The sequence below is a fragment of the Bradyrhizobium sp. USDA 4472 genome (assembly GCF_054058595.1).
This window is the reverse complement of record NZ_JBSSAM010000001.1, coordinates 1,059,613-1,084,012: the sequence shown is the minus strand read 5'-3', so window position 1 is coordinate 1,084,012 and position 24,400 is coordinate 1,059,613. Positions and strand designations below refer to the sequence as shown.

14 protein-coding genes and 2 pseudogenes are annotated in these 24,400 nt (G+C 60.1%); 10 read left to right on the top strand and 6 right to left on the bottom strand.

The features are described from left to right. The first annotated feature begins 116 nt into the window (after positions 1-116). The 3 genes and pseudogenes from istA (ACVWZ4_RS04960) to ACVWZ4_RS04950 all read left to right on the top strand — a co-directional run. Positions 117-1,423, top strand: a pseudogene (gene istA / locus ACVWZ4_RS04960) (IS21 family transposase). Beyond that, on the top strand, positions 1,423-2,283 hold the full coding sequence (gene istB / locus ACVWZ4_RS04955; RefSeq protein WP_456701697.1) for an IS21-like element helper ATPase IstB: 861 nt from the start codon (positions 1,423-1,425) through the stop codon (positions 2,281-2,283). Before istA (ACVWZ4_RS04960) ends, istB (ACVWZ4_RS04955) begins: the two are co-directional and overlap by 1 nt. A 383-nt stretch (positions 2,284-2,666) precedes the next feature. After that, positions 2,667-2,840, top strand: a pseudogene (locus tag ACVWZ4_RS04950) (IS3 family transposase); the annotation flags it as partial. Between the two features lie 243 nt (positions 2,841-3,083). On the opposite strand, the gene ACVWZ4_RS04945 reads toward ACVWZ4_RS04950, so the two are convergent. Further along, a complete protein-coding gene (locus ACVWZ4_RS04945) occupies positions 3,084-4,013 on the bottom strand; it encodes a hypothetical protein (RefSeq protein ID WP_456701698.1) in 930 nt (309 codons plus the stop codon). Then, the gene (locus tag ACVWZ4_RS04940) at positions 3,997-5,463 is read right to left on the bottom strand and encodes an Eco57I restriction-modification methylase domain-containing protein (RefSeq protein WP_456701699.1); all 1,467 of its coding nucleotides are present in this window, start codon (positions 5,461-5,463) and stop codon (positions 3,997-3,999) included. The genes ACVWZ4_RS04945 and ACVWZ4_RS04940 overlap by 17 nt, the downstream gene beginning before the upstream one ends. 581 nt (positions 5,464-6,044) lie before the next feature. Here ACVWZ4_RS04940 and ACVWZ4_RS04935 point away from each other — a divergent pair. The 3 genes from ACVWZ4_RS04935 (at position 6,045) to ACVWZ4_RS04925 (ending at position 8,333) form a co-directional block, all read left to right on the top strand. Continuing rightward, positions 6,045-6,512 (top strand): hypothetical protein, encoded by a 468-nt coding sequence (locus ACVWZ4_RS04935; RefSeq protein ID WP_456701700.1) that lies wholly within the window; start codon positions 6,045-6,047, stop codon positions 6,510-6,512. A gap of 272 nt (positions 6,513-6,784) precedes the next feature. Further along, the gene (locus tag ACVWZ4_RS04930) at positions 6,785-7,231 is read left to right on the top strand and encodes a bifunctional DNA primase/polymerase (protein WP_456701701.1); all 447 of its coding nucleotides are present in this window, start codon (positions 6,785-6,787) and stop codon (positions 7,229-7,231) included. A 934-nt stretch (positions 7,232-8,165) separates the two neighbouring features. Beyond that, the gene (locus tag ACVWZ4_RS04925; protein WP_456701702.1) at positions 8,166-8,333 is read left to right on the top strand and encodes a hypothetical protein; all 168 of its coding nucleotides are present in this window, start codon (positions 8,166-8,168) and stop codon (positions 8,331-8,333) included. Positions 8,334-8,730: 397 nt separating this feature from the next. Here ACVWZ4_RS04925 and ACVWZ4_RS04920 read toward each other — a convergent pair whose 3' ends face one another. Then, the gene (locus tag ACVWZ4_RS04920; RefSeq protein WP_456701703.1) at positions 8,731-10,557 is read right to left on the bottom strand and encodes an NEL-type E3 ubiquitin ligase domain-containing protein; all 1,827 of its coding nucleotides are present in this window, start codon (positions 10,555-10,557) and stop codon (positions 8,731-8,733) included. Positions 10,558-11,219: 662 nt separating this feature from the next. Between ACVWZ4_RS04920 and nopM the strand changes: the two genes are divergently transcribed. The 4 genes from nopM to istB (ACVWZ4_RS04900) all read left to right on the top strand — a co-directional run bounded on the left by nopM (position 11,220) and on the right by istB (ACVWZ4_RS04900) (position 19,519). Further along, positions 11,220-12,965, top strand: coding sequence for a T3SS effector NEL-type E3 ubiquitin ligase NopM (gene nopM, locus ACVWZ4_RS04915; protein WP_456701704.1), 1,746 nt, complete (start codon positions 11,220-11,222; stop codon positions 12,963-12,965). A 1,557-nt stretch (positions 12,966-14,522) separates the two neighbouring features. Next, positions 14,523-16,436: a hypothetical protein gene (locus tag ACVWZ4_RS04910; RefSeq protein WP_456701705.1), complete on the top strand. Its 1,914-nt coding sequence runs from the start codon at positions 14,523-14,525 to the stop codon at positions 16,434-16,436. 795 nt (positions 16,437-17,231) lie between these two features. Next, complete coding sequence (gene istA, locus ACVWZ4_RS04905) at positions 17,232-18,764, top strand: IS21 family transposase (RefSeq protein WP_456705175.1); 1,533 nt, start codon at positions 17,232-17,234, stop codon at positions 18,762-18,764. Positions 18,765-18,775: 11 nt separating this feature from the next. Beyond that, entirely contained in the window at positions 18,776-19,519 is a 744-nt protein-coding gene (istB, locus tag ACVWZ4_RS04900; protein ID WP_456763500.1) for an IS21-like element helper ATPase IstB, read from the top strand. A gap of 297 nt (positions 19,520-19,816) precedes the next feature. Here the strand turns inward: istB (ACVWZ4_RS04900) and ACVWZ4_RS04895 are convergent, their stop codons facing one another. From ACVWZ4_RS04895 to ACVWZ4_RS04885, 3 genes are all read right to left on the bottom strand, one after another. Next, the gene (locus tag ACVWZ4_RS04895) at positions 19,817-21,601 is read right to left on the bottom strand and encodes a hypothetical protein (protein ID WP_456701706.1); all 1,785 of its coding nucleotides are present in this window, start codon (positions 21,599-21,601) and stop codon (positions 19,817-19,819) included. A 313-nt stretch (positions 21,602-21,914) separates the two neighbouring features. Beyond that, the gene (locus ACVWZ4_RS04890; RefSeq protein ID WP_456701707.1) at positions 21,915-23,306 is read right to left on the bottom strand and encodes a carbohydrate porin; all 1,392 of its coding nucleotides are present in this window, start codon (positions 23,304-23,306) and stop codon (positions 21,915-21,917) included. Between the two features lie 704 nt (positions 23,307-24,010). Continuing rightward, entirely contained in the window at positions 24,011-24,331 is a 321-nt protein-coding gene (locus ACVWZ4_RS04885; RefSeq protein ID WP_456701708.1) for a hypothetical protein, read from the bottom strand. Positions 24,332-24,400: the final 69 nt, after the last annotated feature.

The window sequence follows — 24,400 nt, the reverse complement described above, 5'->3', positions numbered from 1 at the left end:
GGCAGCTCCGCCCCAGACACGACAGGAAAGTTGTCCGGTAACATTTTTAGTGAGGCAATGCGCCCCTCGGCGTCATGAGGAATTGCCCCCTCCTTGGATAGCCGAGGAGAGAGTGAATGAAAGAGGAACGAATCGCGGAAAGCTCGTCGTGGATTGATCCACGGGGGCAGGTGATGAAGACGCCGGATGACGTGGCGGAGATGTTGCGCCTGAGGGCGTGCGGGTGGGGTCTGAAGCGGATTGCGCGGCAGCTGGGCTGCAGTCATCACACGGTGAAGGACTACGTGGCGGCGGGCGGGGTGAAGCCGTTCAAGTCGCCTGAGCGGCCGAAGCGTCTCGACGGCCTTGAGGGTTGGCTGCGCGAGAGGCTCATTCGGCATCGCGGCAATGCCGACGTGGTGCGCCAGGACTTGTTGGCCGAGCAAGGCGTGGCAGTCAGCCGGCGGACGCTGCAACGCGCCGTGCAGCCCTATCGTCAGGCGCTGAAGGCGGAGGCGTTGGCGACGACGCGGTTCGAGACGCCGCCAGGCCGGCAGCTGCAGATCGACTTCGGCGAGCGTCTGGTCGAGATCGGAGGGGCGAGAGTCAAGGCATTCGTGTTCGTGGCAACGCTTGGGCATTCGCGGCGGCTGCATGTGCGTGCGTTCCGGGCCGAGAGGCAAGAGCATTGGTTCGCCGGCTCGAGAGCACATTCACGACCTTCAGCGGTGTGCCGGAGGAAGTGCTGATGGATAATCCCCGGGCGCTTGTCGTGCGCCACGACGCCGTGAGCCGGTCGGTCCAATTTAACGACAAGCTCATCGCGTTCGCGAAGCATTGGGGCTTCCGTCCTCGCGCCTGCGCGCCGTATCGGGCGCGGACGAAGGGCAAGACGGAGAATGGCGTCGGTTACGTGAAGAAGAACGCGATCGCGGGGCATTCCTTCGCGAGCTGGGAGGCATTCGAGGCGCATCTGGCCGGATGGGAGCGTGAGGTGGCGAACGTGCGTATCCACGGCACGACCGGGGAGGCGCCGATTGCTCGCTTTGCGCGTGACGAGGCACATCGGTTGAAGCCGCTTAGCGGGCAACCGTCGTTCGGATCGTTGCGTGAACTGACCCGCGTCGTCGGGCACGATTGCGCCGTCGAGATCGACACGAACAGCTACTCAGTGCCGTGGCGCCTGATTGGCGAGCCCGTGGCGGTAACGATCGCGGCCGGGGAAGTGCGGATCCGCCATGGATTGCACCAAGTTGCGATCCACAAGCAATCGGATGGACGCCGGCTGCGGATCATCGACACCGCTCATCTCGATGGTGTTGCTGGTCGCAATGGCGCGGTCCGCCGGGCTGAGATCGCGGCGGCGGTGCTGGCGCCGTCCTCACCCCCCTCGTTGTTGCGCCCTCTTGCCGAATACGAAGCCGTGGTCGGAGGAAGCTTCTGATGGCACGGGCAAAGAAGATAATGGAAGCAACGGCCGATCCGCTCGATGCCATGCTGGCGCGACTGCAGCTCTCCGGTATCCGCGATCAGCTCGACACCCTGCTCGACGAGGCGGCGCGCGCGAACCTGTCGGCGCGTGAGACGCTGATCCTGCTGTGCGAGCGCGAGATCGCACGCAAGGACCATCGCCGCATAGAGATGGCGCTGAAGCTCGCACACTTCCCGGCGGTGAAGGAGCTTGCTGGCTTCGACTTCGAGGCGCAGCCGTCAATCGATCCAAAGCAGATCCGTGATCTTGCCGCATCACGTTGGATAGCCAACGGAGAAAACGTGCTGCTGCTCGGGCCGCCAGGCGTAGGTAAGACGCACTTGTCGATCGCGCTCGGGCGAGAGGCGATCCTGGCCGGATACACGGTGCAGTTCACCACGGCGACGACGCTGGTCGCTGGCCTTGCCAAGGCGCACGGCGAGCGACGCCTGGACGAGAAACTTCTCGCGCTGTCGAAGCCAAAGCTGCTCATCGTCGACGAACTCGGCTACTTGCCTCTTGAACCTGACGCGGCCCATCTGTTCTTCCAACTGGTCAGCCGGCGATACGAAACTGGCGCGATGCTGATCACGTCGAACCGCAGCGTTGCCGAATGGGGTACGGTGTTCGCCGATCCCGTGGTCGCCACCGCGATCCTTGACCGGCTCCTGCATCACAGCCACGTGCTGACGATCCGCGGCGACAGCTACCGACTTCGCGCCAAGCGCAAAAGCGGCCTCATCAAGACGCCGACCGCCGGTGACGGCCCTCCGGTCGGCTCCGCCTCCCTCCGGCCCGTCACCGGCGGAAACAACCTTCAACCGAGATCATAATCCGATGGTGGGGGCAGTTCTTCGTGACGCAAAGGGGGCAGTTCCGGAAGGCGTTTGACAGGCGACGTTGCGCGGTATTCACGGAGCGTGCTGAAGCCATTGCGTCTGATACGGGCGAGAAGGCCGGGGAGATCAGTTTGTTAAAAAAACGATGGTGCTCGACACGCTGAATGTAGATCGCAAGCGTCGGGTGCAGGCGTGATTAAAGACCTCACGGTCGCCGCGCGGCTGTTAGCTAAGCTGGTCGAAGCGGGTGAGGTCGCTAAGCCGGGAGACAACAGGCTGACAGAATATCGCCTGGCGAGGTGACAGACAGAGCCATGCCCGCATCCTCAGGAACAGTCGGACCAATCGACATCAAGCTCATCATCGTAGCGCATGCCGACAATGCCCCGATGGAGAGCTTCTTCCACACTCTCAGGACCGAGCGCGTCCATCATCGCCAGTACCAGACCCGCACAGAGGCCCAGCATGATATCCTCGCCTTCATCGAGGGTTTCTACAATCGAACCAGGCTCCATTCCGCCATCGGATATATCCCTCCGATCCAGATGGAGCTAAAGCTGCTTAATCCCGTCCACTTTTTCGGGGGAAGATCATTCCCTGGGTCGCTGCCATCATTCCGATGCTACTCTGGGCTCCACGCTCTCCGAGTAGACCCTAAACAAAATACTTAGCTAGTTCCGAAGCGGACCATGATAGCCATCCTGTATGGCACCGAGTATTCAGTTTGCATTGTGCTGCTCAGTGACGTTACTGCCGCTGAGTCCTGCACTCGCATTGGCAGATCATGAGAGCTTTCATGTATCACCTGCAACACGGGTCTCAAAGCCGATCTCGGCCTCACCACGGGATTGCAGCGCGGGCGACGAAGCGGACCACTCCAATCGGCTTGTTATGTCCTTAAGGGCTGGCGCGCTGTAAACAAAGCGCTCGTCATACCGCAGATACAAGGTCTTAAAGAACTCTTCAATCCGGAGGGAGCTGCCTGTTGGCGGAAACTCCGGCAGAAGACCGCCGACGTTTCCATGCAGCATGTCAATCATCGCGAGTGAAACAGCTTCGTATCGGCTTACATCGTCACGAATGCCGCGACGGCCGGTCAGTTCGCGCAGAGCGGCGTGAAAGCGGATTATGCCCTCAACTGGTTCTCCACCTACCCGAATTGCGATGTCATTCGCAGCAAGTTGACGCGCGGCCGGAAGACCTTCCAGAAGGGTCTTCGCAATTGCTTCCTCTTCCAATCTGTTCGCGCGGATTACGAAAAGATAGCCAAAGACAAGGGCTGGGTAAGTGATGTGGAGGTTGGTGCATTCACCAATGGTTTCCTCCATGCGGTTCGTGAGATTGCGAAAGGCGCCGGTCATGCCCTTGCAGGAGACGGCCAGCACTGGCCCGATCCCACTCTTTTCAACGACCACATCGACATTTTTGGTTTTCAAGCCGCCCAGGATTGTCGCTTCGCCGCCTTGAGCTGCGCTCGCATCGTACTCCAAAAGGAATTCGTCACGTTTTTTACGTACAACGAACGGAGGACGTGGGGTTATTTCCTCTGGACGGAAGCCTCCTTCAAGTACAAGGCGGCATGCCACGTACCAATGCAGCGGCTTTATGTGCTGTTGGCTTTGTGTTGGTCCAGAATACGTCGCGAAGTGGGTCAGCGCCTCGGCTTCGTTCTTCCACTGACACACTCGAACATCAGCATCAGTCATCTCACTGGACGGCGTCATAGTGCCTCCAGCGCTGCATCCTCTCAACCGCTTCGGCAATTACTGCGGAGGATAATAACTTTGCCTGATTGGGAGCTGACACCACAATCTGGGCTGCTTCACGCGGCTCCAACTTTAGCATTCCTCCGCCGAGAGGGTGACCTTCGAATTCGCAACTCAACTGGGTAAACGGCGTATTCCAAGTTTCGACAATGGTGGCCATGGCCGCTTTGTCTCGAACCCGGACGGCGTGCAGAGAATTGGTGCAGGTGCAGCCGGCGGCATTGCGAACGAGGCTGGCCGCACGACCCGACATGTAGCTGAGAAAGAAATCTGGGATCTGGACATCCGGTACCGCGAACCACGGGTCGCGGACACGGCATTTGTATGCTTCCCGCGCTTCGTGGCCCGCATCTGTGTCCAAGTAGCGCCGAACCGATGTCGGGAGCTTCTGGTCCTTTGAAAGCCGGAGCAGCAGCATCGGCTCATCTTGCTGCTCCCACTTTCGCACAACGGCTCGCGTCAAAGTGCCTTCAGGCAAAGCGCGGCCGTTCCGCACCGACGGATGTAGGAGGTCAGATGGAATTTGATGCCGCTCAGCCTCTGATGGTCTCAGGTGAAAGAAATCGTTTGCACCGCTCACATAGCCAATACCAACCGAAGCGACATCACCCATACGGCGCGAGCGAGGATCAAACGCAATTTCCTCATAAAGTGATCTTGCGTCAGCGTGGGCAAGGAACGGCCGCAACCGCCGGTTCCACTTGGTGCGCCATTCGGAAACAGATACACGGATCGCATTTCGAGGCGGTCTGCTGTTTGGCCTGAACTGCTCGACTGCCGAGAACAGAATTGAGGCTGTGCTCCCACCGAAGCCGTCTGCATAGAGCAGCCAACAATCCTCCGACAAATCCGGAAAGAGCTTGCCCTTTACCGCGACCACGTGAACGTGACGGAAGTTGCCGATTAGATATTCCAGCAAGGGCGCGGCGTATGGAGCATGTCCGATCTCGGCGGGGACGACGAAAGCCATTTTCCCATTCTCTTTGAGAAGGCTCGCCGTTGCGACTAAGAAGGGCGCCCAGGAGGAGGTGAGCCCCGAGAAGTTGGCGCCTAGACGCTTGCAGAGTTCAAGCGCTCGTTCGCGAGCGGCGCCTTTAAACGTCTGGTACCGAATGAAAGGCGGATTACCGGCCGCGCACTCAAATCGCTCACTGGTGTTAGCAGCCCAGGCGAATAGGTCACCCTCGTGCACCAGCGCCCACGGCGCGCGCGAGATCGCGGTGCCAATGGCAGCAGGGTCCTGCTCGATGCCCACTGAGTTGCGGTGACCCGCAATAAATCGGCCGTCACCACAAGAGGGGTCAAGAAGCCGATCCGACTGGTCGCGAACGGCCCAATTGAGCAAAGTCGCGACGACTGCCTCGGGAGTGTAGTATGCTCCCGAGATCTTTCTATGCTGCGCGTTCACCTGCTACGCCTCCGGCACCCACGAAACCGACTTTAGGTGATTCGCGAATGCGACCGAACAGGGAGGAGGCCGGGTAGGGCGTGCAATCTGCCGCGTGGCTGCCCCTGGCGAGGGGCGACTAGACCACTTTTGGGTGGCCAAGTGACATCGGCTTGCAGAAATCTGTGGATAACAGGATTGACTTGATGGATTTCCAGGATCTTTAATCGCGCCTAACGCAGGGGACATTGTGTCCGCAAAAAGCCGCCCTTAGCGGGCGGCTTTTTGTTTGGCAGTCACGTAGCCGTGCGGCATCGGCATCGCCCGCTGGGCCCCCCCCCACCACCTAATCCGGCCACCACGAACTCGCCGCTGTTAGCGGCGGGTCGCGACACCGTTTTGGCACGTAGGACACAACTCAATGTAGCGCCTGACGCTAGCCCAAATTCAGCTCGTCACCGACATCGGCGAGGAGGCCCTCAAATCGATGCGCGTCCCGGCCGGATCGCACTTGCCTTCGGCCGCCGTGACGCATTTGCGTCCTCTTGGTATCTGCCGGTCGATGCCCTCGCTATGACGCTCAGCACCACGCTGGCGAGCGCGTGTTCAGCGACACTCTGCTCACGGTGGTAGGCGCGGCCGAAGGGGAGCTCTCGACCGACGCGCTGTTCGCGATCGTTCACCTCATTCGCGAGACTGATGACACGCGTGCTCACCTCGCATGGGGCGCCCGCGAAGCGACACCGGAAGCGATCGCAGCAACTGCTGCGCGGTCGCGAGCAAACCAGGGTTACGTTGCGGACGAGATCAATATCGTGAACGTCTCGCATTTGATCCGCACCGTCCGCATCAAGGCCGCGCGGAATAGGATCGATCTCTTTCTGCCGGCGCCAGACAGCATCGAGTTCGCCGAGATGATGCAGCCCTATGCGACGTTGGAGGGTGGCATCGTGACGCAGGAAGTGATGATGAGGCGCGACCGCGCCGCGCAGCACATCGGCGCCCAGGTGCGGGCTCTCGCAGTCGGGCGGGGTGCTGTTGGCCGTGAGGCGCGGCCGGCGGCAGCTTAAGCATTCGAAATGCAGCGGCCAGGATCGACTGTGCCTCTAACTCACTGCATCAGCCCAGACAAAACCCCCGCAGCGGCTGGCACTAATGCGGGGCGAAATGTTGCGCGTAAACAACCACAGGCCCTTTAGAAAGCAATGATTGCTAAGTCTTCTCTAGGCGAAGTCGCGACTGATCGCAACGCTCGTCGCCAATATCTCGCCGAATGGCTCGCCCAGCACGTTAGGCGACTACCAATGAGCGCGTGCGCGACCGCTGCTCTCAAATATGCGCGATGGGCTTCGAGGTTTTTCCCGCACCACCTGGGACGAAACAGTCTTACAAATCGGCTGAGCACAGCAACGGTAGGCAATGGAGCAAGACATCCGACCCCGAGGAAATCGGCCGCGATTTCCGCAGATGGCCCGAGGCCGATGTCGCTGTCGTCACTGGCACAGTGTCCGGCATCTTCGTCGTTGAAGCCGACGCCGTCCAAGGTCACGGCGTTGATGGTCTCGCCTCGATGGCTGCGCTCGAAGCCCAGCATGGACCGTGGCCCGAGACATTGATAGCGGTCAGCCCCAGCGGTTCGATCCATCGTTACTTCGCCCGCCCCGGCGCCGACTTCAAGGTCTGGAGCCGTAGCGGCAAGCTCGCGCCGGATGTGGATATCAAGCGCGACGGCGGCATGGTGACCGCGCCGCCCAGCGTCAAGCCGGCGTTGGTGAGTATCGCTAGCTGAAGATAAGCCCATCGCAAATGCGCCGGCTCGGCTGATCGAAACCGCCACCACGACAAGGCGTCGCAGAAATACGGACAAGGAATTCGTCATCGAGCGCGCCGTCTGGTGAGCAGGCGCATACAGAAGCGAACGATCCATTCGCAGCATACAGCGAGCAGGCCGTGGCGTGTGCCAGCGCCGATCTGGACCTCGATTAGGTCTAGGCGGCGTTGATGGTGATCCCGAACGACGCCAGCGTCCCTCTATGCCGCGACCAGCGGCTCTGCTGCTGGGTTCGCGATGTTCGGCAGGTGGTCGCAGAAATATCCCGACTATGATGCCGACGACACCAAACCAAATGGGAAGCTCTGAAAAAACGCCCGCCGACTGGCATCGGCGTGGGCTCCATCTTCTATCGTGCAATCAGGCGTCGCCGAGCTGGCGAGATGACTACCGCTCATCGCCTATCGGACGCTTTTCGACCGGCCACCGAGGATGCGAATGAGGCCTGCAACGTCGTTGCAGTCGCCGACCCAATCGACATCTTATGCAGCACAGCCGTTGCGCGGCTCGCTCGCCAGCGTGCGTAGGCCATGCGGGCCAACATGGTGAGCGCATGAGCATCGGCAAGAAATTGCAGGCTGCGTTGATGCGGATGCCTGATGGTCGCGTGACGCGGCAGCCCTGATCGATGCGGGCGATCTGAACATCAGCTACTCCGATGCGACCAAGCTCGAATATGCGCGCAAGGTCCGAATTGCGGCCGGACACGAGCCCCTGGTTTCCGTGTCGGGCCGCTTGGCGAGATCGAAATGCGCACAGGTCGAGGTGCGCGTTCTGATTGCGCGCGCGATCAACGAAGCGTTGAAAGAGCTTCGACCGAAACGGCGCGATGACTAACAGCGCGTCAGCTCTCGCGGCCGAATTAGAGGCGGTCGCCGCGCGTGTGCGCCAGATGGACGCTGGCGGCGATGCCATCGATCAGCTTGCAACGCTCGAACTCCTGCGCCGCGACGATCCCGCGTTTGTCAGCGGACGGGACACATCGACACTCGCGCGATGGGCGGCGGCGGCCGAGGACGAAGGCGCGCCCATCGCCATCCATCGAAAAACGAGTATTTGAGGCTCATACGCATATATGGATGACCGCAGTTCGTACAGATATGCGAGATCAAGCGGAGCAAAAGCCGTCAGATGAACGCATCGCCCGGATGAAGCGCGATCACAATGCCGATCTAGCCATTGACCTGGGAGGAAGCCCCGGGAGCCGGCCAACGCATTGCGCGCATGACAAACTTTCGTTACCAATTCTTGTGACCATTCTCGGTTGCAGATTTGGTCTCCAGAGTCTCGTCGGCCCAGAAGAGAGAATGGCTTCGTTCACTGAAGAGTGGCCTTGACAATCTCCGAGACGATCAGAGCTCTGCCTGGTAAACACCGGCGCGCTGAGACAACGATTCGGCGTAAGGACGACCTAGGAGTGACCGGGCCGGAAGCTGCTCTAATACGCAAAGGCCGCTTCATAGGATAAGGCCGTGCTCATTGAGCACTTTGTCTCTTAGAGCGCCCTTGATCTCACGGGCGAGTTCCCTACGAATTGCGGCACCCAACTCTCGCTTAGCATCGTCAACGAGGTCAGCTTCAGCCTCGGTCAACCCTTGGGCGGCGAGCTGTTGCTGCAGCCGGCTGTTGAACTCGGTTTCCATTGAAGCCATAAGCTCATCGTGTGCCGCGGCGTGGTCTTGGGGTGCGATGTGACTGACGACGTCGTCCCAAGGTTTCCAGTCCACCGCCAAATAGTCGGCGAATTCCGCCGCCTCCCTGTTTCGCACGGATGTCTCTGCGCTATCAACGTCAGCGTCGGTGACGCCCGAAACCTCAAAGAAACGCATGTTCGGGGCGACGTGTTGCAGCCCCAGCCGCTCGCGGAGCTTATTTTGATAAGCAAGAAAGACCTCAATGGGGTCGATGTCTTCGACGTTGTTGCCCGAGCTTAGCGAGGCAACCTTCTCGCGCGCAATCCCCTCCAGCGCGTCCAGGCGGAACATGACCCGGCCAAGATTGACGAGATCGGGAAGCCGAGCCTTCTTGTCATAAGCGCCGTTCTCGACGTCTGCGATGAGGCGTGCGGTCTGCATGCCGTTCCAGGTCAAAGTTCTGCGATCCTCGCAGCTCTCGTTGGCGTCCAGGGCTAATTGGAAGTAGCGCTTACGCAATTCCGGGTTTTGCGCCACCTGGCGCAGATCATTGGCCAGCGACTGCCGGAATTCTTCGTTGCCAGAGTTCACGGAGTCGAACAGGTTGCCAATGAAGAGCGCGTACTCTCGGGCGCCCGGCTCTTCAGCAACGCTCTGCCAAGCGGCCAGCACCTCTCGGTCACCCTCCTGTGGATTACCCCGGAGCCAGTTTGCGACCGTTTCAATGAGAGCATCGGCCTGTTCATCGTCTGTCTCGGACAATTCACTTTCATCATTGCGCGAATGGTAGACGGTCGGACCGGCATAGCCCTCGGAGCGTAAGGCAGTATCCAGATTTGAGAGCACCTGCTCGGGCAGAGGATTGTCGGTCAAAACTATGCTGCCAGAGGCGGCAAATTGCGTCAGCAGATCATCCGGTAGGCTCGTCATTTGGTTTTGGCCGACGTCGAGCAAATCCAGCGAAATAGGGAGGTGCCGCGGCAGGCGCGTCAGTTGATTTTCGCTGACGTCGAGAAACTGGAGAGTGGCTGGAAGGTCCTCCGGTAGATTCGTCAACTGATTGTGGCTGGCGCGGAGAAATTCCAACGAAGCGGGGAGCAGCTCGGGCAGTTCCTGCAACTGATTGTGGTCGAGGTAGAGAAGCTCGAGCTCAGCAGGTAGGACTCCAGGCAAGCTCCTCAGTCGGTTGAAGCTCGCGTCGAGCCCTCTGAGCTCGGTCGGAAGTTCGGGCAGGGTTGTCAGCTGATTGCCCCTAACGTCCAGACGCCGGAGCGAAGCAGGGAGGCTATCGGGCAGAGTGGTCAACCGGTTGAAGGGCACATCAAGCGCAACGATAGCGCTCGGAAGTCTTGGCAGGCTGGTAAGGCACAGCGATCCAAGATCCAGTGTACTGGTCTCACCGAGAGTATTCACTCGGCGCACTGCTTCTTCCCGATCCTCGAGCGGGCCTACCTCCGGTTCAGCAGCCCAATTCTCAAGCAACTCGCCTTCATCCTCAGCCTGGGCAGAATCTCCGGAGCTTTCTGCGCGGACTGTCGCGAGGGCGCTCCACTGCGCCGCCGCCGCTCCGTTTTCCCCACCCTCCTGTCCGGAAGATGCAGAAAGAATGCCACCGCCGCGCTGAATCTGTCCTGCCTCAAAAGGATCCATCTCACCCTCCTTACGAAACTGAGTAGACACAAGCCCGTGGTGACATGCTCTAGGACCTAAGACAGTTAGCTTTCGATAAGCTGACAGACCATCACCGCAAGTGGCACCGATGGCACGAAGCTGGCATGACCCTGAGCGCATGATTTGATCGGCCAATCCCCGACCGTAAGATATTTTCCGCTGACACGTTTCTGCGCACAAGCACGCAGTAGTGGCTCAAGTATAACGACCGCGCCGGGCGGCGGTGCCTTTCGCCAATTGCCTGCGAAGCAAGAGCGCACGCTGTCCAACGTCTGCCTCGGTCCTCTCTCGTGCCAAGACAATCGCTGCCGTGCTGGTATTCGCCGTTGGTGGCGAGCCCAACAATCTGGGTCTTTGCAGCGACACCGTCAGCTGACCGACAGGTGGGCCTGCTAAGGGCGGAGGCTTGCCAGCGTTGACGGTTCTCCGGACTTATCTGGCCGGACGAGATGGCAGACCGCGGGCAGCAGTATCGATCTATTGCCCAGGTTGGGCTCGTATCGGCCTTTGTCGAAGAGATGCTGGACGGCAGTCGCGGCCCACGCACACAGGCCTTCGAATCATCATTTGCTCTGCCGACTTAGCTGCTTCGCGGCCTCGGGAAGCGGAGGTGTACTTTAGCTCTGACGATGGAGAGATTGATGGACACAGGACACGCACAGCGGAGCGGGGCTTCCTCCCGGGACGCATTTGAAGAGGTGGAGCAGGAAAGCTACCTCGGCGGCTTCAATCGTGCCGTCGCGAATTTGGTCGAATCCTTGACAGGGTATCGGACCCCAGCCTGCGCGCGCGCACAGATCCTGGACAATTGGGTTGCCGAAGAAGGGCAGGGCGAAGCCGAGAATAGGCGACAGGGGCGCAGGCGAATCAGGAATTCGGATAATACAGGCTCGCGCTCGCTGGATTTGTCCTCGCTTACGCTGACCGCTCTACCCGCCGCCCTTCCGCCCAGGCTGCGGGAACTGCGCGCCAGACACAACGAGCTAAGCAGCCTGCCCGCCATGTTCCCACCCGGTCTCCAGCATCTTCTCATTAGCCATAATCGCTTGACCAGTTTGCCGGACAATCTTCCGGCGACCCTCTCTGAGCTGGAGGTTGCTGACAACGCCTTGACCAGTCTGCCTGCAAACCTTCCGGCCGGGCTCCAGATCCTGAACGCGAACGACAACCGGCTCACTAGCCTGCCGGACGCTCTTCCGAGCGGGCTCACATCGCTTGCGGTCAGTAGCAATCAGCTGACCGAGCTGCCCGACTCCCTCCCTTCGTGGCTCATTGAAATCAATGTCAGCGGCAATCAATTGACCAACCTGCCCGACCCACTTCCGAGCACGCTCCAATCACTCAATGTCAGCGGTAACCGGCTAACCAGCCTGCCCGAAGGTCTTTTAGATGCTCTTGTGCCGAATAATAGCCTCTACTACCCGCATCTTGAGAGCTTCGAGCTCGCCGATAACGCGCTGCCTGACCACGTCCTCGCTCATCTTGCGGCGGCTGAAGGGCCTCCGCAGCTTGCGCAGCAATCCCTGCATGAGGCTGCCGCACACTGGCTCACAGACGACCCGGCCGCGCTGGCCGAATGGCAGAACTTTGCCGATGAGCCGGGCGCCCAGGACTATGCCCAGTTCCTAGATCGGCTACGAGGCACTGTGAACTACGGCAATGACCAGTTTCGGCAGGCAGTGGCTGACAATCTGCGGCAAGCGGCCGCCAATTCGACATTGCGCGAGCAGTTCTTTGGGCAGGCTTCCGAGGCGAACACGAGCTGCGAGGATCGCGTCACCCTGCACTGGAATGGTATGCAGACCGCCCGCATCAACGCCGAGGTCAAGGACGGGGTCTATGACGATCGGCTTCGTGATCTGATCCAGCGCGGCCGCGTCGCCTTCCGCTTGGAGGCTTTGGACGAGATCGCGCGCGCCAGGATCGACTCGCTCACCAGCGGCAACCCGAACGTAGACGAGATCGAAGTCTACCTGGCCTATCAACATCGGCTGCGCGAGCCGCTCGAGCTCAGTCATCTCGCCCCTGACATGCGCTTCCTGGAGGTCTCTCACGTCAGCGAGGGCGATGCGACGGAGGCGCTTGACCTGGTCCGGGAACGGGAGGCAAGCGAGTTCACCGACTACATGGCCAGCAGCTGGCAACCCTGGGAGACGGTGCTGGAGCGCATCGCTCCGGACGAACATGCAGCGATGGGAGACCGAGTGCTCGAAGCCATGGGCGAAGTGTTTCAAACCCGCTTGGATCAGCGACTGGCCGAGCATGATCTTCTAGGCGATCCAGATGCCGAGCGGGTGCTCGGAGCCCAAGTCCGAAACGAGATCGCTGGTGAGATCAAAGGCGAGGTCATGCACCGTGTGCTCGCAGAGCGTGGCCTCGAGCTATGAGGCTCCGTACCGCCGCAGAGAAATTTATCATTGCTCTGCGGCGGTACAAAAAGATCGATCGTGAAGCTAGCCGATCGCTCTCAAAGGTGCTTTTGCACCTTCGAAAGCGGCTGCCGTCGATCGAGGCCTTTCTGTCTTGTCGAGCGATAAAAGGTCCTGCGCGCGAGGCAACGGCATAGCTGCGTGCGGTCGAAAACCTTTGGGACGAAAACTTCGTCGGTCAAAAAGTTGTCGAGGAGAGCAAGGCAAGTAGCGGCGAATCATTAGTTACGGGCGCTACCGCAGCCGCCAGCTCGGTTTGACGAGGAAGCTAGCTGTTCGCCAGGTCTATTTGACGCGTGCTTCCCGCGAGCTCCATTTTGGCAAGCAAGCTGTGGAGTTCAGCATGCACTGCGCTGGCAGCTTACGACCGCCAAGCCGTCGTGCAGGTGATGTCGTGCGTGCGCTCGCGCGGGTTGGTCCCAAGACTGCACAAGAAGCCTTGGGCCCCTCAGTCAAAGATTGAGCCCCATCGAAGTGAGCGAATTGAAGTGTGCCGGATGTTCATTGCCGAGTGGGCTTGGCATGCCCGTAAGCGAACTGCGCGCTGAGCAAACTGTGAACCTTTCTGATCACAAGAGGCGCTCGGCGTTGTTGCTGTGAGTCAGGACGGCCTGCACATCTTCTCGAAGAACATTTTCAGGTCGTTCTAATGGGCGCTCGCCGGCCACTGGGGCTGAACCTCCCTTTCGAAGCAGGACCTATGGAACACCAGCGAAGACAATTCGGTCTCTCAGGACGTCAGTCAAGAAAACGTGGAACACCAAGGCACGAGAGCGCTCCCAGTTGCGTCAAGCAAAGACCTTGCGAATCATCAATGCGCGCCTGCAGCAGGCTCACTGCCAAAGTTAATGCCAAGGGCGACAAGATCTCGTCACCTATGATCGACTCGAGACTGGTACCCGCTCAGGCGACCCATTGTCAGATCGGTCGTCAATTTCGTCGGCTCAAGCCGAGGGCTGGCGAAGAGGTGCGGCAAAACTGGATGGACTCCATCCTTCGTCAGGCGGCTTCGGATGCGACGCCTTTGCGTGCAGCAATATCCTGATCTCGTCAGCTGTTCGAAAGGTTGCGGCTATAACAATCGAGAATCTGACGCTTGCAGAACGAGCTGCTATTGGGCCGTAATCCACGCCGTACGATTGCTGCAGGGGTCTATGCAAACATGAGGAGAGCAGGATGGATCCGGTCGACCCATTCTTCGATTCAGGAGCCTGGATGCGCGAGTACGCCGCCCTTCAGGGGCGGGCTGGCCAGCGAGCAGGCAGCCCAAGCGTGCAGGGTGACTTTGAAGGGCGGCTGCAGGATCTGAAACTCCATCGGTCTGATGAAGGGAACTCAACTTCGCCTAATCGGTCCCCCGCAGCAGGTGGTCGAGCAGTCCGGCGGGGCGACTTCGGCGGTTCGATGCGGGTGCCGCCGCACTCCGCTTTTAGGGAGAGTGCGCTAGGCGGTACGCGTCGGAGCGTAGACATTCCCAACTGTCAGCTTCCAACTTCGGCACAACCGCAGTCTAGATTGCGAGACGATCTGTTCAGCAGCTCACGCTACAGCTTTCCGGACGCAGTGTCTGCCGCCTCGGCCAAGAGCGAAAAAAGTCGCGGGTTATGGTCACGCTTCAAGTCGGGAATCGGCAACGTCCTCGGCGGAAGTGGGAACGAAAAATTATCGCGCGACGCTGGCCAATCTGACGTCTTTTCGACGAATGTGCGAATTGATTATGCAAGGCAGCCGGGCCGGACGCGCGGGGTCTCTGCCGAGGACAAGGAGCTTATTGAAGATTTCAGAAACAAGGCGGCGGGTAATCTCAGCGACGGGACCATCAAGAATGCGGCAGCCGATTTGCGCCATTTGAGCGCGCGACTGAGCGACGCCGGCAGGCCCTCGATCGCCGATCGAATTCGCCGGGAATTGGAAAACGCGCAGCTGGAAAATCCCGATGTGGAAAACCACCAGCTTGAAGCTGAGCTCGATGAGGACGTGGACACCTACGCAAAGGACCGCGGCAGGCGCATCAAGGCGGCCCTGAAGAAGCTTCGTGAAGTCGGCGCCGGAAACACCCTGGCGGCGGATGTCCGCCGGCTGGCTCCTCATGCTGACGACGCAACCCTCATCGGCATGTGGGCGGCTGCGGAAAAGGCGACACACAGGATCGACCCAAAGACGATCGACAGGCAAACCCGCCGCATGTTCAGGCTGAGTGAGTGGCTGCAGACCAATGACAGGCCGCCGATCGCCGGTCGGCTGTCCACTCCTGGTCTCGCCCAGGATGTGGAGGCGTACAAGCGCCAAACGGAGGACAGCAAGATTAGCGCTGATCTGGTCAGGCTCGGCCGTTACCAGCAAATCCTTGAGGCGAACAGGGCACTTGGATTGCCGCCTCCTCAGGATCCGGGTCATCCTGCTGCGGAAGCTGCTCGGCAGGCCCGCTCGCCACGGGAGCTTCCCGCAACGCCCGCCACGCCGAGCGCGGGAGCTTGGGAATGGCTTGGAGAGCAAATGCATGGATCTGGTTCATCGATGCCGGCGCCGCAAAGCGGATGGCAGGCCGGCTCGTCCCAGCAGCTTCCCGCAACGCCGGCCACGCCGAGCGCGGGATCCTGGGATTGGCTCGGCGAGCAAATCCATGGTCCTGTGTCACCGCTTCCAGCGCCGCCCTGGGCCGCCCACGCTGATCTGCCAGTCGAACTTCCTGCGACTCCAGCCACCCCAAGCCAAGGCGCATGGGCCTGGCTTGGGCAGCAGATGCAAGAGCCCGCATCGTCGTCGTCAGTTCGGCCCCAATCGTCGAACATCTACGGCGGTCTCGGCTCCTTCGTTGATCTGGATCCACCTACAGCCCACGACTTGCGTGACGATGCGCGCTCTGCGCCAGCACCTGAATTTGCACCCGCCTCGTCGTTCGCAGGATGGCCGGGAGCGGCTCCGGAATTGCGGGACATTGGAGCGATCGTGGGCACCAACTGGCGCCACGGCTCCCAGCCGGCTTCAGACGTGTTGATCGATGTCTTGGGCAATATCAATTTGCTGCCAAATCAGTTCGGGCCAACTCAATTTGCGATCAATGGAGAGCGCTATTCGGCGACCTTTGGACCAGGCGGTCGCAGGGATGTCCGCCTGGTTCATCACCCGCGCGCCGGTGGGATGAACGAGGCCGGGTCATCCCGGCCGCAGCATCGTCCACCGCCAATCGCAAGCGCAAGGCAAACCGTGGAAGGTGTTGTCGATCTTGGCCATCTTATCCGGGGCGGCTGGGAGCATAGGGAGCGGTTCTTGCCGCCTTACCTCGTACGCGTTTTGGAAGGCGAGCGCATCATGCCGCAGCCCGGGCGGCCGACCTATTTCCAGATCCGCGGAGTGCCTTATAGGGGCGAGTTGGTGGAAAGCGAAGGGCGCCAGCGCGTTCGCGTCTATCCCGAACAACCTCGGTGAACAAGTATTCCAAATGCTCCGCCGGCGGCTCGCCCGAGGCGTTCTTCGCGCGTCGCTTGACCGGCCATGCACCCAATTTATGCAGATCGCAGAGTTGGGGCGGGAATACACGCCTGATTTCGAGCGCGATGTTGGCTCAGTGCGGATTCCGACGAAGTCGCCTCAAGCGAGCGCGGCGCGGACCCGATCGAGTCAAACAACCCATTCAAAACGGAAGTTTGGGTACAGGGTAAGCTGCCCTGCAAGATCCGCATCGGGCGAGTCAACATCCGGCAGGCGTCTAGTTGCATGACGATCGGTCCCACGCACGCGGCGTTTGCCTCATGGTGCCGCTTTATCATTGGCTCGCCGTGCCGTGTTCGTGGTGCTGAAACAGGAGCGCGTCGGCCCGCTCGCTGCGCCATGATTTAAGTCGGCGCCCAAGCCTTCTCATAAAAATTATCAAAATACCGCACTTGAATGGCCGGTACTCACGTCAGCTGGTACCATCACGTTTGCTGATACCGCACAAGGAGGAGCGAGCACGCCTGTCTCCAGGATTCCCCCAATTATCCCTGCGAACAGCCTATCGCCTAAATCGATGTGCCCTTTTTGCGGATTCCGATCGATGTCGCCCAGGATTCCGAGATGATCTCGCCCACCATTCCGATTTGAAGTCGCCCACCCGTTCCGAGATGATGTCGCCCACCATTCCGGGATGATGTCGCCCGGGTGACGAGACCTCTTCTGGCTCCCATAGGGTCAACCTTTCGGCTTTGCGAAGGGGGACCCTGGATGCCGACGGAGAGGCTTGCGATGCGCCGTGTGCGCGATGTGATCAGGATGAAGGCGGCTGGGCTGCCGAGCCGCGAGATTGCTCGGCGGATGGGCGCGGCGCCCTCAACAGTGCGGCTGACTATCCGGCGGTTCGAGGCCGCAGGCCTGAGCTGGCCGTTGCCCGACGAACTCACGGACGCGGCCTTGGAGGCCCGCCTGTTCGCCAAGACCGGCAACGGTAACCGGCAGGGTCATCGCCGCATCGCCGAGCCCGACTGGGCGGCGGTGCACCGCGAACTCAAGCGCAAGCACGTGACGCTGTCGATCCTGTGGGAGGAGTACATCGGCGCCGAGCCCGGCGGATACCGGTACTCGCGCTTCTGCGAGCTTTACCGCGCCTGGGAGGGACGCCTGTCGGTGACGATGCGCCAGGCGCACGCGGCCGGCGACAAGCTGTTCGTCGACTACGCGGGCGACGGCGTGCCGGTGGTGGTCGACCGCCTCACCGGCGAGCGGAGGACGGCGCAGATCTTCGTCGCCGTGCTCGGCGCCTCGAGCTTCACCTACGCGCAGGCGACGTGGACCCAGGGGCTCGCCGACTGGATCAGCGCCCATGTTGGCGCCTTCGCGGTGATCGGCGGCGTCCCGGCGCTCTTGGTGCCTGACAACACCAAAGTCGCAGTCATCAAGGCGAGCCTCTACGACCCGCAGATCAATCGCACCTATGCGGAGATGGCCGCGCATTACGGCACGGCCGTCTTGCCGGCGCGACCTCGCAAGCCGCGCGACAAGGCCAAGGTCGAGCAGGCCGTCCTCATCATCGAGCGCTGGCTGCTCGGCCGCCTGCGCCACCGCGTCTTCTACAGCCTCTCCGAGGTCAACGCAGCGATCGGCGAGTTGCTCACCAGGCTCAACGAGGAGCGGCCGATCCGGCGGCTCGGCGTGACGCGCCGCCGGCTGCTCGAGGAGATCGACCGGCCGGCGCTCAAGCCGTTGCCGGCGAGCCCCTACGTGCTCGCCGAGTGGCGGATCCGCCGCGTCAGCCTCGACTACCACGTCGAGGTGGAGAAGCATTATTACAGCGTTCCGCATCGCTTCGCGCGTGCCGAGGTCGAGGTGCGGTTCACCGCCCGCACCGTCGAGATCTTCCACAAGGGCGAGCGGATTACCGCGCATCAGCGCATGAGTGGCAATCACAAGCACACCACCGTGCCGGAGCACATGGCCTCCAGCCATCGGCGCTACGCCGGCTGGACTATCGGGCGTATCCGTCAGGACGCCGCCGCGATCGGGCCGGCAACCAGCGCATTGTGCGACCTCATTCTCGACGAGCGCTCGCACCCCGAACAAGGCTTCCGCGCCTGCCTCGGCATCCTCAGGCTCGCCGCCTCCTATGGGCGCGAACGGCTGGACGCGGCGGCTGCGCGGGCGATCGACATCGGCGCGCGCACCTATGGCTCGGTCAAGTCGATCCTCGCCAACAATCTCGATCGGCGTCCCGCTCACCAGCGCTCCGCGGACGATGCGCCGATCCTGCATGCCAACATCCGCGGACCGCGCTACTACAACTAGGAGACCGTCCCTTGCTCACCCATCCGACCCTCGACCGCCTCAACGCCCTCGGCCTCCACGGCATGGCCAAGGCCTTCGCCGACATCGAAGCCGCCGGTGAGGCTGGCAGCCTCGGTCACGCCGAATGGCTTGCTCTGCTGCTCGAACGTGAAGCCTCGCTGCGGCACGACAAACGGCTCGCCACTCGCCTGCGCTACGCCAAGCTGCGCCAGCAGGCATGCGTCGAGGACATCGACTACCGCACCCCGCGCGGTCTCGACCGCCCGCTGTTCGCCAAGCTTGTCGAGGGCCGTTGGATCGACGACCACGTCAATCTCCTGATCTGCGGCCCGGCAGGCGTCGGCAAGAGTTGGCTCGCCTCGGCGCTCGGCCACAAGGCCTGTCGCGACAATCGCTCCGTGCTCTATCAGCGCGTCCCGCGCCTGTTCGACGATCTGGCGCTCGCCCGCGGCGACGGTCGTCACCCACGCCTGCTGCGCGGCCTTGGCCGTGTCGATCTGCTGATCCTCGATGATTGGGGGCTCGAGCCGCTCGATGCCGGCGCCCGTCACGACCTCCTGGAAATTCTCGAAGATCGCTACGGTCATCGCTCCACCATCGTCACCAGCCAGCTCCCCGTGGACCAGTGGCATCTGCTCATTGGAGATCCCACCTATGCCGACGCCGTGCTCGATCGCCTGGTCCACAATGCCCATCGGCTCGACCTCAGCGGTGAGAGCCTGCGCCGAACCCGGCAATCCGCCCGAAAGACCTGAGCGCTGTGGACATGCCGCTGCGCTTGGACAACGCAACCGCGTTGCCCACATGCCCACAGCAACCGCAGAAGAAGAAAAAAGGTTGAAGTCGCGATTCCAGATTGACCGCGCGGCTTGACCGATGCCAGAGAACCAGCCGGCCAGAACGCCTCGCCGCTGGGCGAGATCAAATCGGAAAGGTGGGCGACATCGTCTCGGAATCCACGGGCGACTTCATATCGGTACGCCTGGGCGACTTCGTCGGAATCCGCACCCTTTTCGAACGCGGACGTCATTCCCTTCCTAAAGCTCCGTTAATTATTCATCATCAAGCAGTCGCCGAAGCTCCCCTGGAGAAAGCCCCTCCGGCTCGAAAGTAAATTCTTCTGGATCAATGGAGACCGGAGGAGAGGAGTGATCGTCCCGTAATCCGTGAAGTGCGTCGTGCAACTCCTTTTCCAGTTGCCGCAGCTCTTCTGGAGGGACGGAGGCTGGCAATTGGCTGGGTGCATCATCGCGAAGGTCGGCCTGAGGGAGCTGCTCCGAACTGAGTGCGACTCGCTCATGGATGAAAGCCGAGGTGGCGGGTTGATCATCACGCCCCTCGGTAAGCTCCTGTGTGTCTTCATCCTCGAGCAGTCGCCGAAACTCCGCGGGAGAGAACTGGTCCAGATCAATGACAAGCGCTTCTGGATCAAAGGAAAACGAGGGGGGAGGAGGATCCTCCGATTGCCGGAGCAGCTCGTTACGCAACTCCGTTTCCAGCTGCTGAAGCTCTTCAGAAGGCGGGGAAACTGGGGAGGGGATGGCATGGTCATCAAGCTGGTCTCGCAGGTGCCCAAGCTGCTCCTGACGAAGCTGCTCTGGATCGACTGCGACCTGTCCTTCGAGGAGAGCCGGGAGAGGTTGATTGTCGTGTCCCTCGTGATGCTCTTCTTGCCGGTTGGCTTCGTACGACGCGTGGTGCTGCGCAGGGGTGCTGTCGATGCGTGTCAGGTGTGCCAGTAAACCGGCTTCGGGATTGATGCGCGTCACGTTCTGGAGGGAAGGATTGAGCTTAGCGCGACGCCCTGGACGCACGATGGGCATGATGGCCCCCGTCGACCGAAAGGTCCGCAGATGCTCTAATGCTCTAACGAGACTGTTACTATCAGAGGCACCGCTGAACTCGCGCACGTCACTGCCATCGCTCAGCGATTTGCCGCCCAGCCGAGCAACAATGCTTGGTTTGCTTTTTGCGAAGAGCCAACGGCTATAGCCAAGAAGTGAACCTGCATGCTGCTTCGCCGTACTGGCCGCCGCGCCACTCTCAATAAGCGCTTTCTCAAGTCTGAAGATATCGGCAGCATCTTCGGGGTAAAGAGGCCGCTTGTCCCATCGTCCCCGAATTATGACGCCCGTTGAGGCGACCGGCATTGCTCCGCCACTTTCTCCTGAAGCGGCGCTTGCGCTCGGTTTCCGATATACCTGAACTTCTTGCGGATCGTTCAGCGTCCTTTGTCTTTTAGCTGCTCTCGATTGAGCTGTGTCATCTTCATAATTGACGGGGACCTCCTCGCTAGCCAGAAGATTGCTCCGGGCACGTGGATCCATCGCCTCGTCCGGGAATTGCTGGGCATGCTCAGATGCGTCCTTAGCTGAGGGGAGCGCGCGCGGTCGCCCACGAGAAACTAAATGACCGGAATCATGATAGGCTCGAAGGACGCTTATGCCTGTCTTCATGAGGGCGTCCTTCGGAAAGTAAGTATCTCGGTGATTAAGCAGGGATTGGTGGTCCTTTAGATCAGTTGTTTGGCCACGGGCGCGGAAATCATCCGCGAGTCGACAAAGTGCCTGAGTATAGAGCCTGACCGTGTTCGTTTGTGGGTTCTTCTCATCTACATATCGAGCAATCGCCTTGTCGATCAGGTCCCGGTCCTCTGTAGATAGATGGGGATAGGAGCTTTCACCGGCGACAGGAGCGGGTTCGACCTGCTTTGCCTCAGCCAGGTGCTGCTCAAAGCGATCTTTTCCAAACTGGCTCGTCTGCGGCTCTTGCGAGACTGCGTGCTGCACCTGCGACCAATCTGGCAAGTTAAATGCGTCATATTCTTGCGGGTCCACGCTAACCTCACCTCTAGGATCACCTGAACAGGTCTGCCTAGTCGGGTAAGCTTTCGAGAACCTGACGTGACCATGATTCCGCGCGGAGCGTTGTTCGCGGTGGCCAACCGCGGAAATGACGCGTTTGGAACCAGGCTCTTCTAGAACACTGCCTCGGCCTTCCTAGGATCTATCTCTTTTCCATAGGTTCTTATAGCTGGCGGACCCTAACAGGCTGGTCTGGCACAGATGCAGTTGGTCCCTTCACAATATCGCGAAGCCTCAATTCCCATGCAGCACGTGATGGTTGAATCAAAATGACCGTTTGCGATGATCAGAAGAATATCAACGTAGATACCAACAGATTGAGGGCGTGTTCAGTTTGGGGCGTGTGGGTGATGCTTGTGGGGTTATGAACGTATGATAGTCCCACACCGGCATATATTCCTGGAGCAAGATGGGCCGTATATGTTGCGGTAATTGCTGTGGTATCGCGATGCGCAAGCCGGCCTCCAGCCAAGGCTACATCCACCGCAAATTTGCTCCAGCTCGTGTTGCTAGCAACGAGCGCAATCAGATCGCTGGATCGACTGTCAAATGCGCCCCTCGCGTAAAGGCGAAGCTCATAATACCGGCTGATTCTATTCAGGTCCGCCGGAGCTCCCATAATGGAGAAGCCGCCGTAGATGCCTCGAGATGGGGTCCCATCTGCGTCGTTTTGCCAGAACTGCCTGTCCGCAGCGATGTAGTGAAAGTTATTCCCGTCTTCACTCCGCCGCGAGGGATCCGTCAAACTTGTGTACCGGCTGCTGTTGAAACCAACGCCCGCCCGCAGCCATGTGTCCGGTACGCCGGAAGCTGCCTTGCTCTTGTAGCCGGCTTCATCAACGAGAAGAATGCCCGCATGGGGCGTGCTCCAGTTCAAGCCCGTGGGATTTTCCGTTATCTGCACATAGGGACCATCTGGGCTAATCGAGCGCTGGACGGAGACCTTGTTGTATAAGCGGGGGTCAAAATTGTACTTCAGGTTGACCGCAGGCGTCGGTGCGGCATTGGTGCTCATGCCTGCCTGTAACAAGGCGGCCATGTTCGATCCTGTAATCCCTCCGAACAGGGTGCCGGCGAATTCATTTTGGTTTCTGAGGTAGCCAAGTTTTAGCTCTACGGTCCTGTCGAAGAAAGTCTGATAGTAGGCGAGCGTGTTGAGACCAACTCGATCTGGACCCGGGCGATCCCACGTCGAGTATTGCTGCTCGACCCCTAGGACGATCTGTCCGTCGGAAATGCCAAATCGGCTGAGATCGTAGGTCACTATCATAAAGTTTGCCGACGCGAAGGTCGGATTCTGGCCCATGTAAAGCTGGTTTGCGATAGTGCTTCTGGCGGCATTCGGCAGCAGGTTGTTTGCAAAGCTGTTCTGTGTCCAGCCGATGTAGCCGATTCCGACATCTGCAAGCGCCGATCTGACGCCGCCTTTGTCTTGATCGATCGTGTCCGCAGGGCCAGGTATGTTGAACCACAGTCCTTTTTCACGCAGATTATCGTACCTTGCAAAGTCGATGGTCGTTTGCGTGCTTGTCTGGGTAGGCCTGTCCGCATTAGCGCGCTTTTCGAAGGGCACACCGGAACTTGGTGCTGGCGCCGGGACAGGAGAGCTGATTTCCCGGTCGACCCGGAACTTTTCAACGTGGTCAGAAGCCTCTCGTCGTCTGCTGGCCTGATCCACTGGGTGGTTACTGGCATCAACCCCGCTCGCTCTTTGTGCAAGTACGGAATTGTTGAACAGACAAGCCGTCACCGAAACTGCGATAGCAAGCCCACGTTGGTTTCGCCTTCGTTCTAAATTGAAAGAATGTGCGGCCGCCGCGGAGCATCTCGGTGGCAAAGTCGTCTCAAGAAAGCAGTCAGGCACAGCGTACGTCGGTTCCATCTCTGCCAGCCATGAATAGATCGCGGCGAGGCCTGACTGGCCAAGAGTAAACCTCTTAGCGCTTTCGCGTCCGAGGGCTCGCAAGACGCGGTAGATCTCGATTTTTCCAATCAGAGCCGCTCACGCTTTGCAAAGCTGTTAGCTCGGGGGGGCATGGACCAGGATCGCAACCGTGCTTATGGCGCCGGTGGGCCGAGAGCGCGCCGCGAGCGTTGGCTTGTCAATGCTAACAACGAGCGCGAGGCTGTCACGGGCACAAAAGGCTTGCGAATGTCCATTTGCTCCCCCTGGCTCAGGCGCGATTTTGGCGGCGAGGCCAGGCTTTACAAAGCACCTCATTGGTAATTGTCGCGGAACACGATACAGTCGCCAAGCTGGCGGAGCAGCCGTCGAAGTTGCGCATCCGGCAATCCCAGCTGTCTGGCCTGCCGGCCAGGCGGCCGGAGCGATCGGGAATAGAGCAGCTTTCGCGACTACCTGCGAGCAAGTTGCTGGCTCTCTCAGTGCCGGTGTTGCGGCAAAATCTGTGTTGCATCCGATTTCTCGACGTGCGCGCGTTCGTTGGTCACGCTTGCCATGTATCCGTCGCCTCGAACAACCCGCCGAAATTGGTAGTTGAACAGTAACGATGATAGCTGGTCCAATCTGACATTGCGGCTCAGCCGCTCACCCGTGGCGGCTATTTTGATGTGCCGGATGAAGTTGCTGATGTCGTCAAGGCGCAAGGCGAGGCTGAGCAATCTGCCGGGTTCTTCGTCTGAATGATAAGAAAACGCTGCGCCATCAACCTGCGAGACCCAATCTTCGAGGGATGAGCGCAAACTGCGCCGTTGCCTAAAAGGGGTAAAATGAAAGCAGGAGCAGCCGGCCAGGAGTTCGCCAAGATTTCT

What these genes read in the sequence shown, in the direction of transcription:
- istB (WP_456701697.1), top strand. Translation starts at nt 1,423, where the DNA reads ATGGCACGGGCAAAGAAGATAATGGAAGCAACGGCCGATCCGCTCGAT.
- ACVWZ4_RS04945 (WP_456701698.1), bottom strand. Translation starts at nt 4,013, where the DNA reads ATGACGCCGTCCAGTGAGATGACTGATGCTGATGTTCGAGTGTGTCAG.
- ACVWZ4_RS04930 (WP_456701701.1), top strand. Translation starts at nt 6,785, where the DNA reads ATGGGCTTCGAGGTTTTTCCCGCACCACCTGGGACGAAACAGTCTTAC.
- ACVWZ4_RS04925 (WP_456701702.1), top strand. Translation starts at nt 8,166, where the DNA reads ATGGACGCTGGCGGCGATGCCATCGATCAGCTTGCAACGCTCGAACTC.
- ACVWZ4_RS04920 (WP_456701703.1), bottom strand. Translation starts at nt 10,557, where the DNA reads ATGGATCCTTTTGAGGCAGGACAGATTCAGCGCGGCGGTGGCATTCTT.
- nopM (WP_456701704.1), top strand. Translation starts at nt 11,220, where the DNA reads ATGGACACAGGACACGCACAGCGGAGCGGGGCTTCCTCCCGGGACGCA.
- istA (WP_456705175.1), top strand. Translation starts at nt 17,232, where the DNA reads ATGCGCCGTGTGCGCGATGTGATCAGGATGAAGGCGGCTGGGCTGCCG.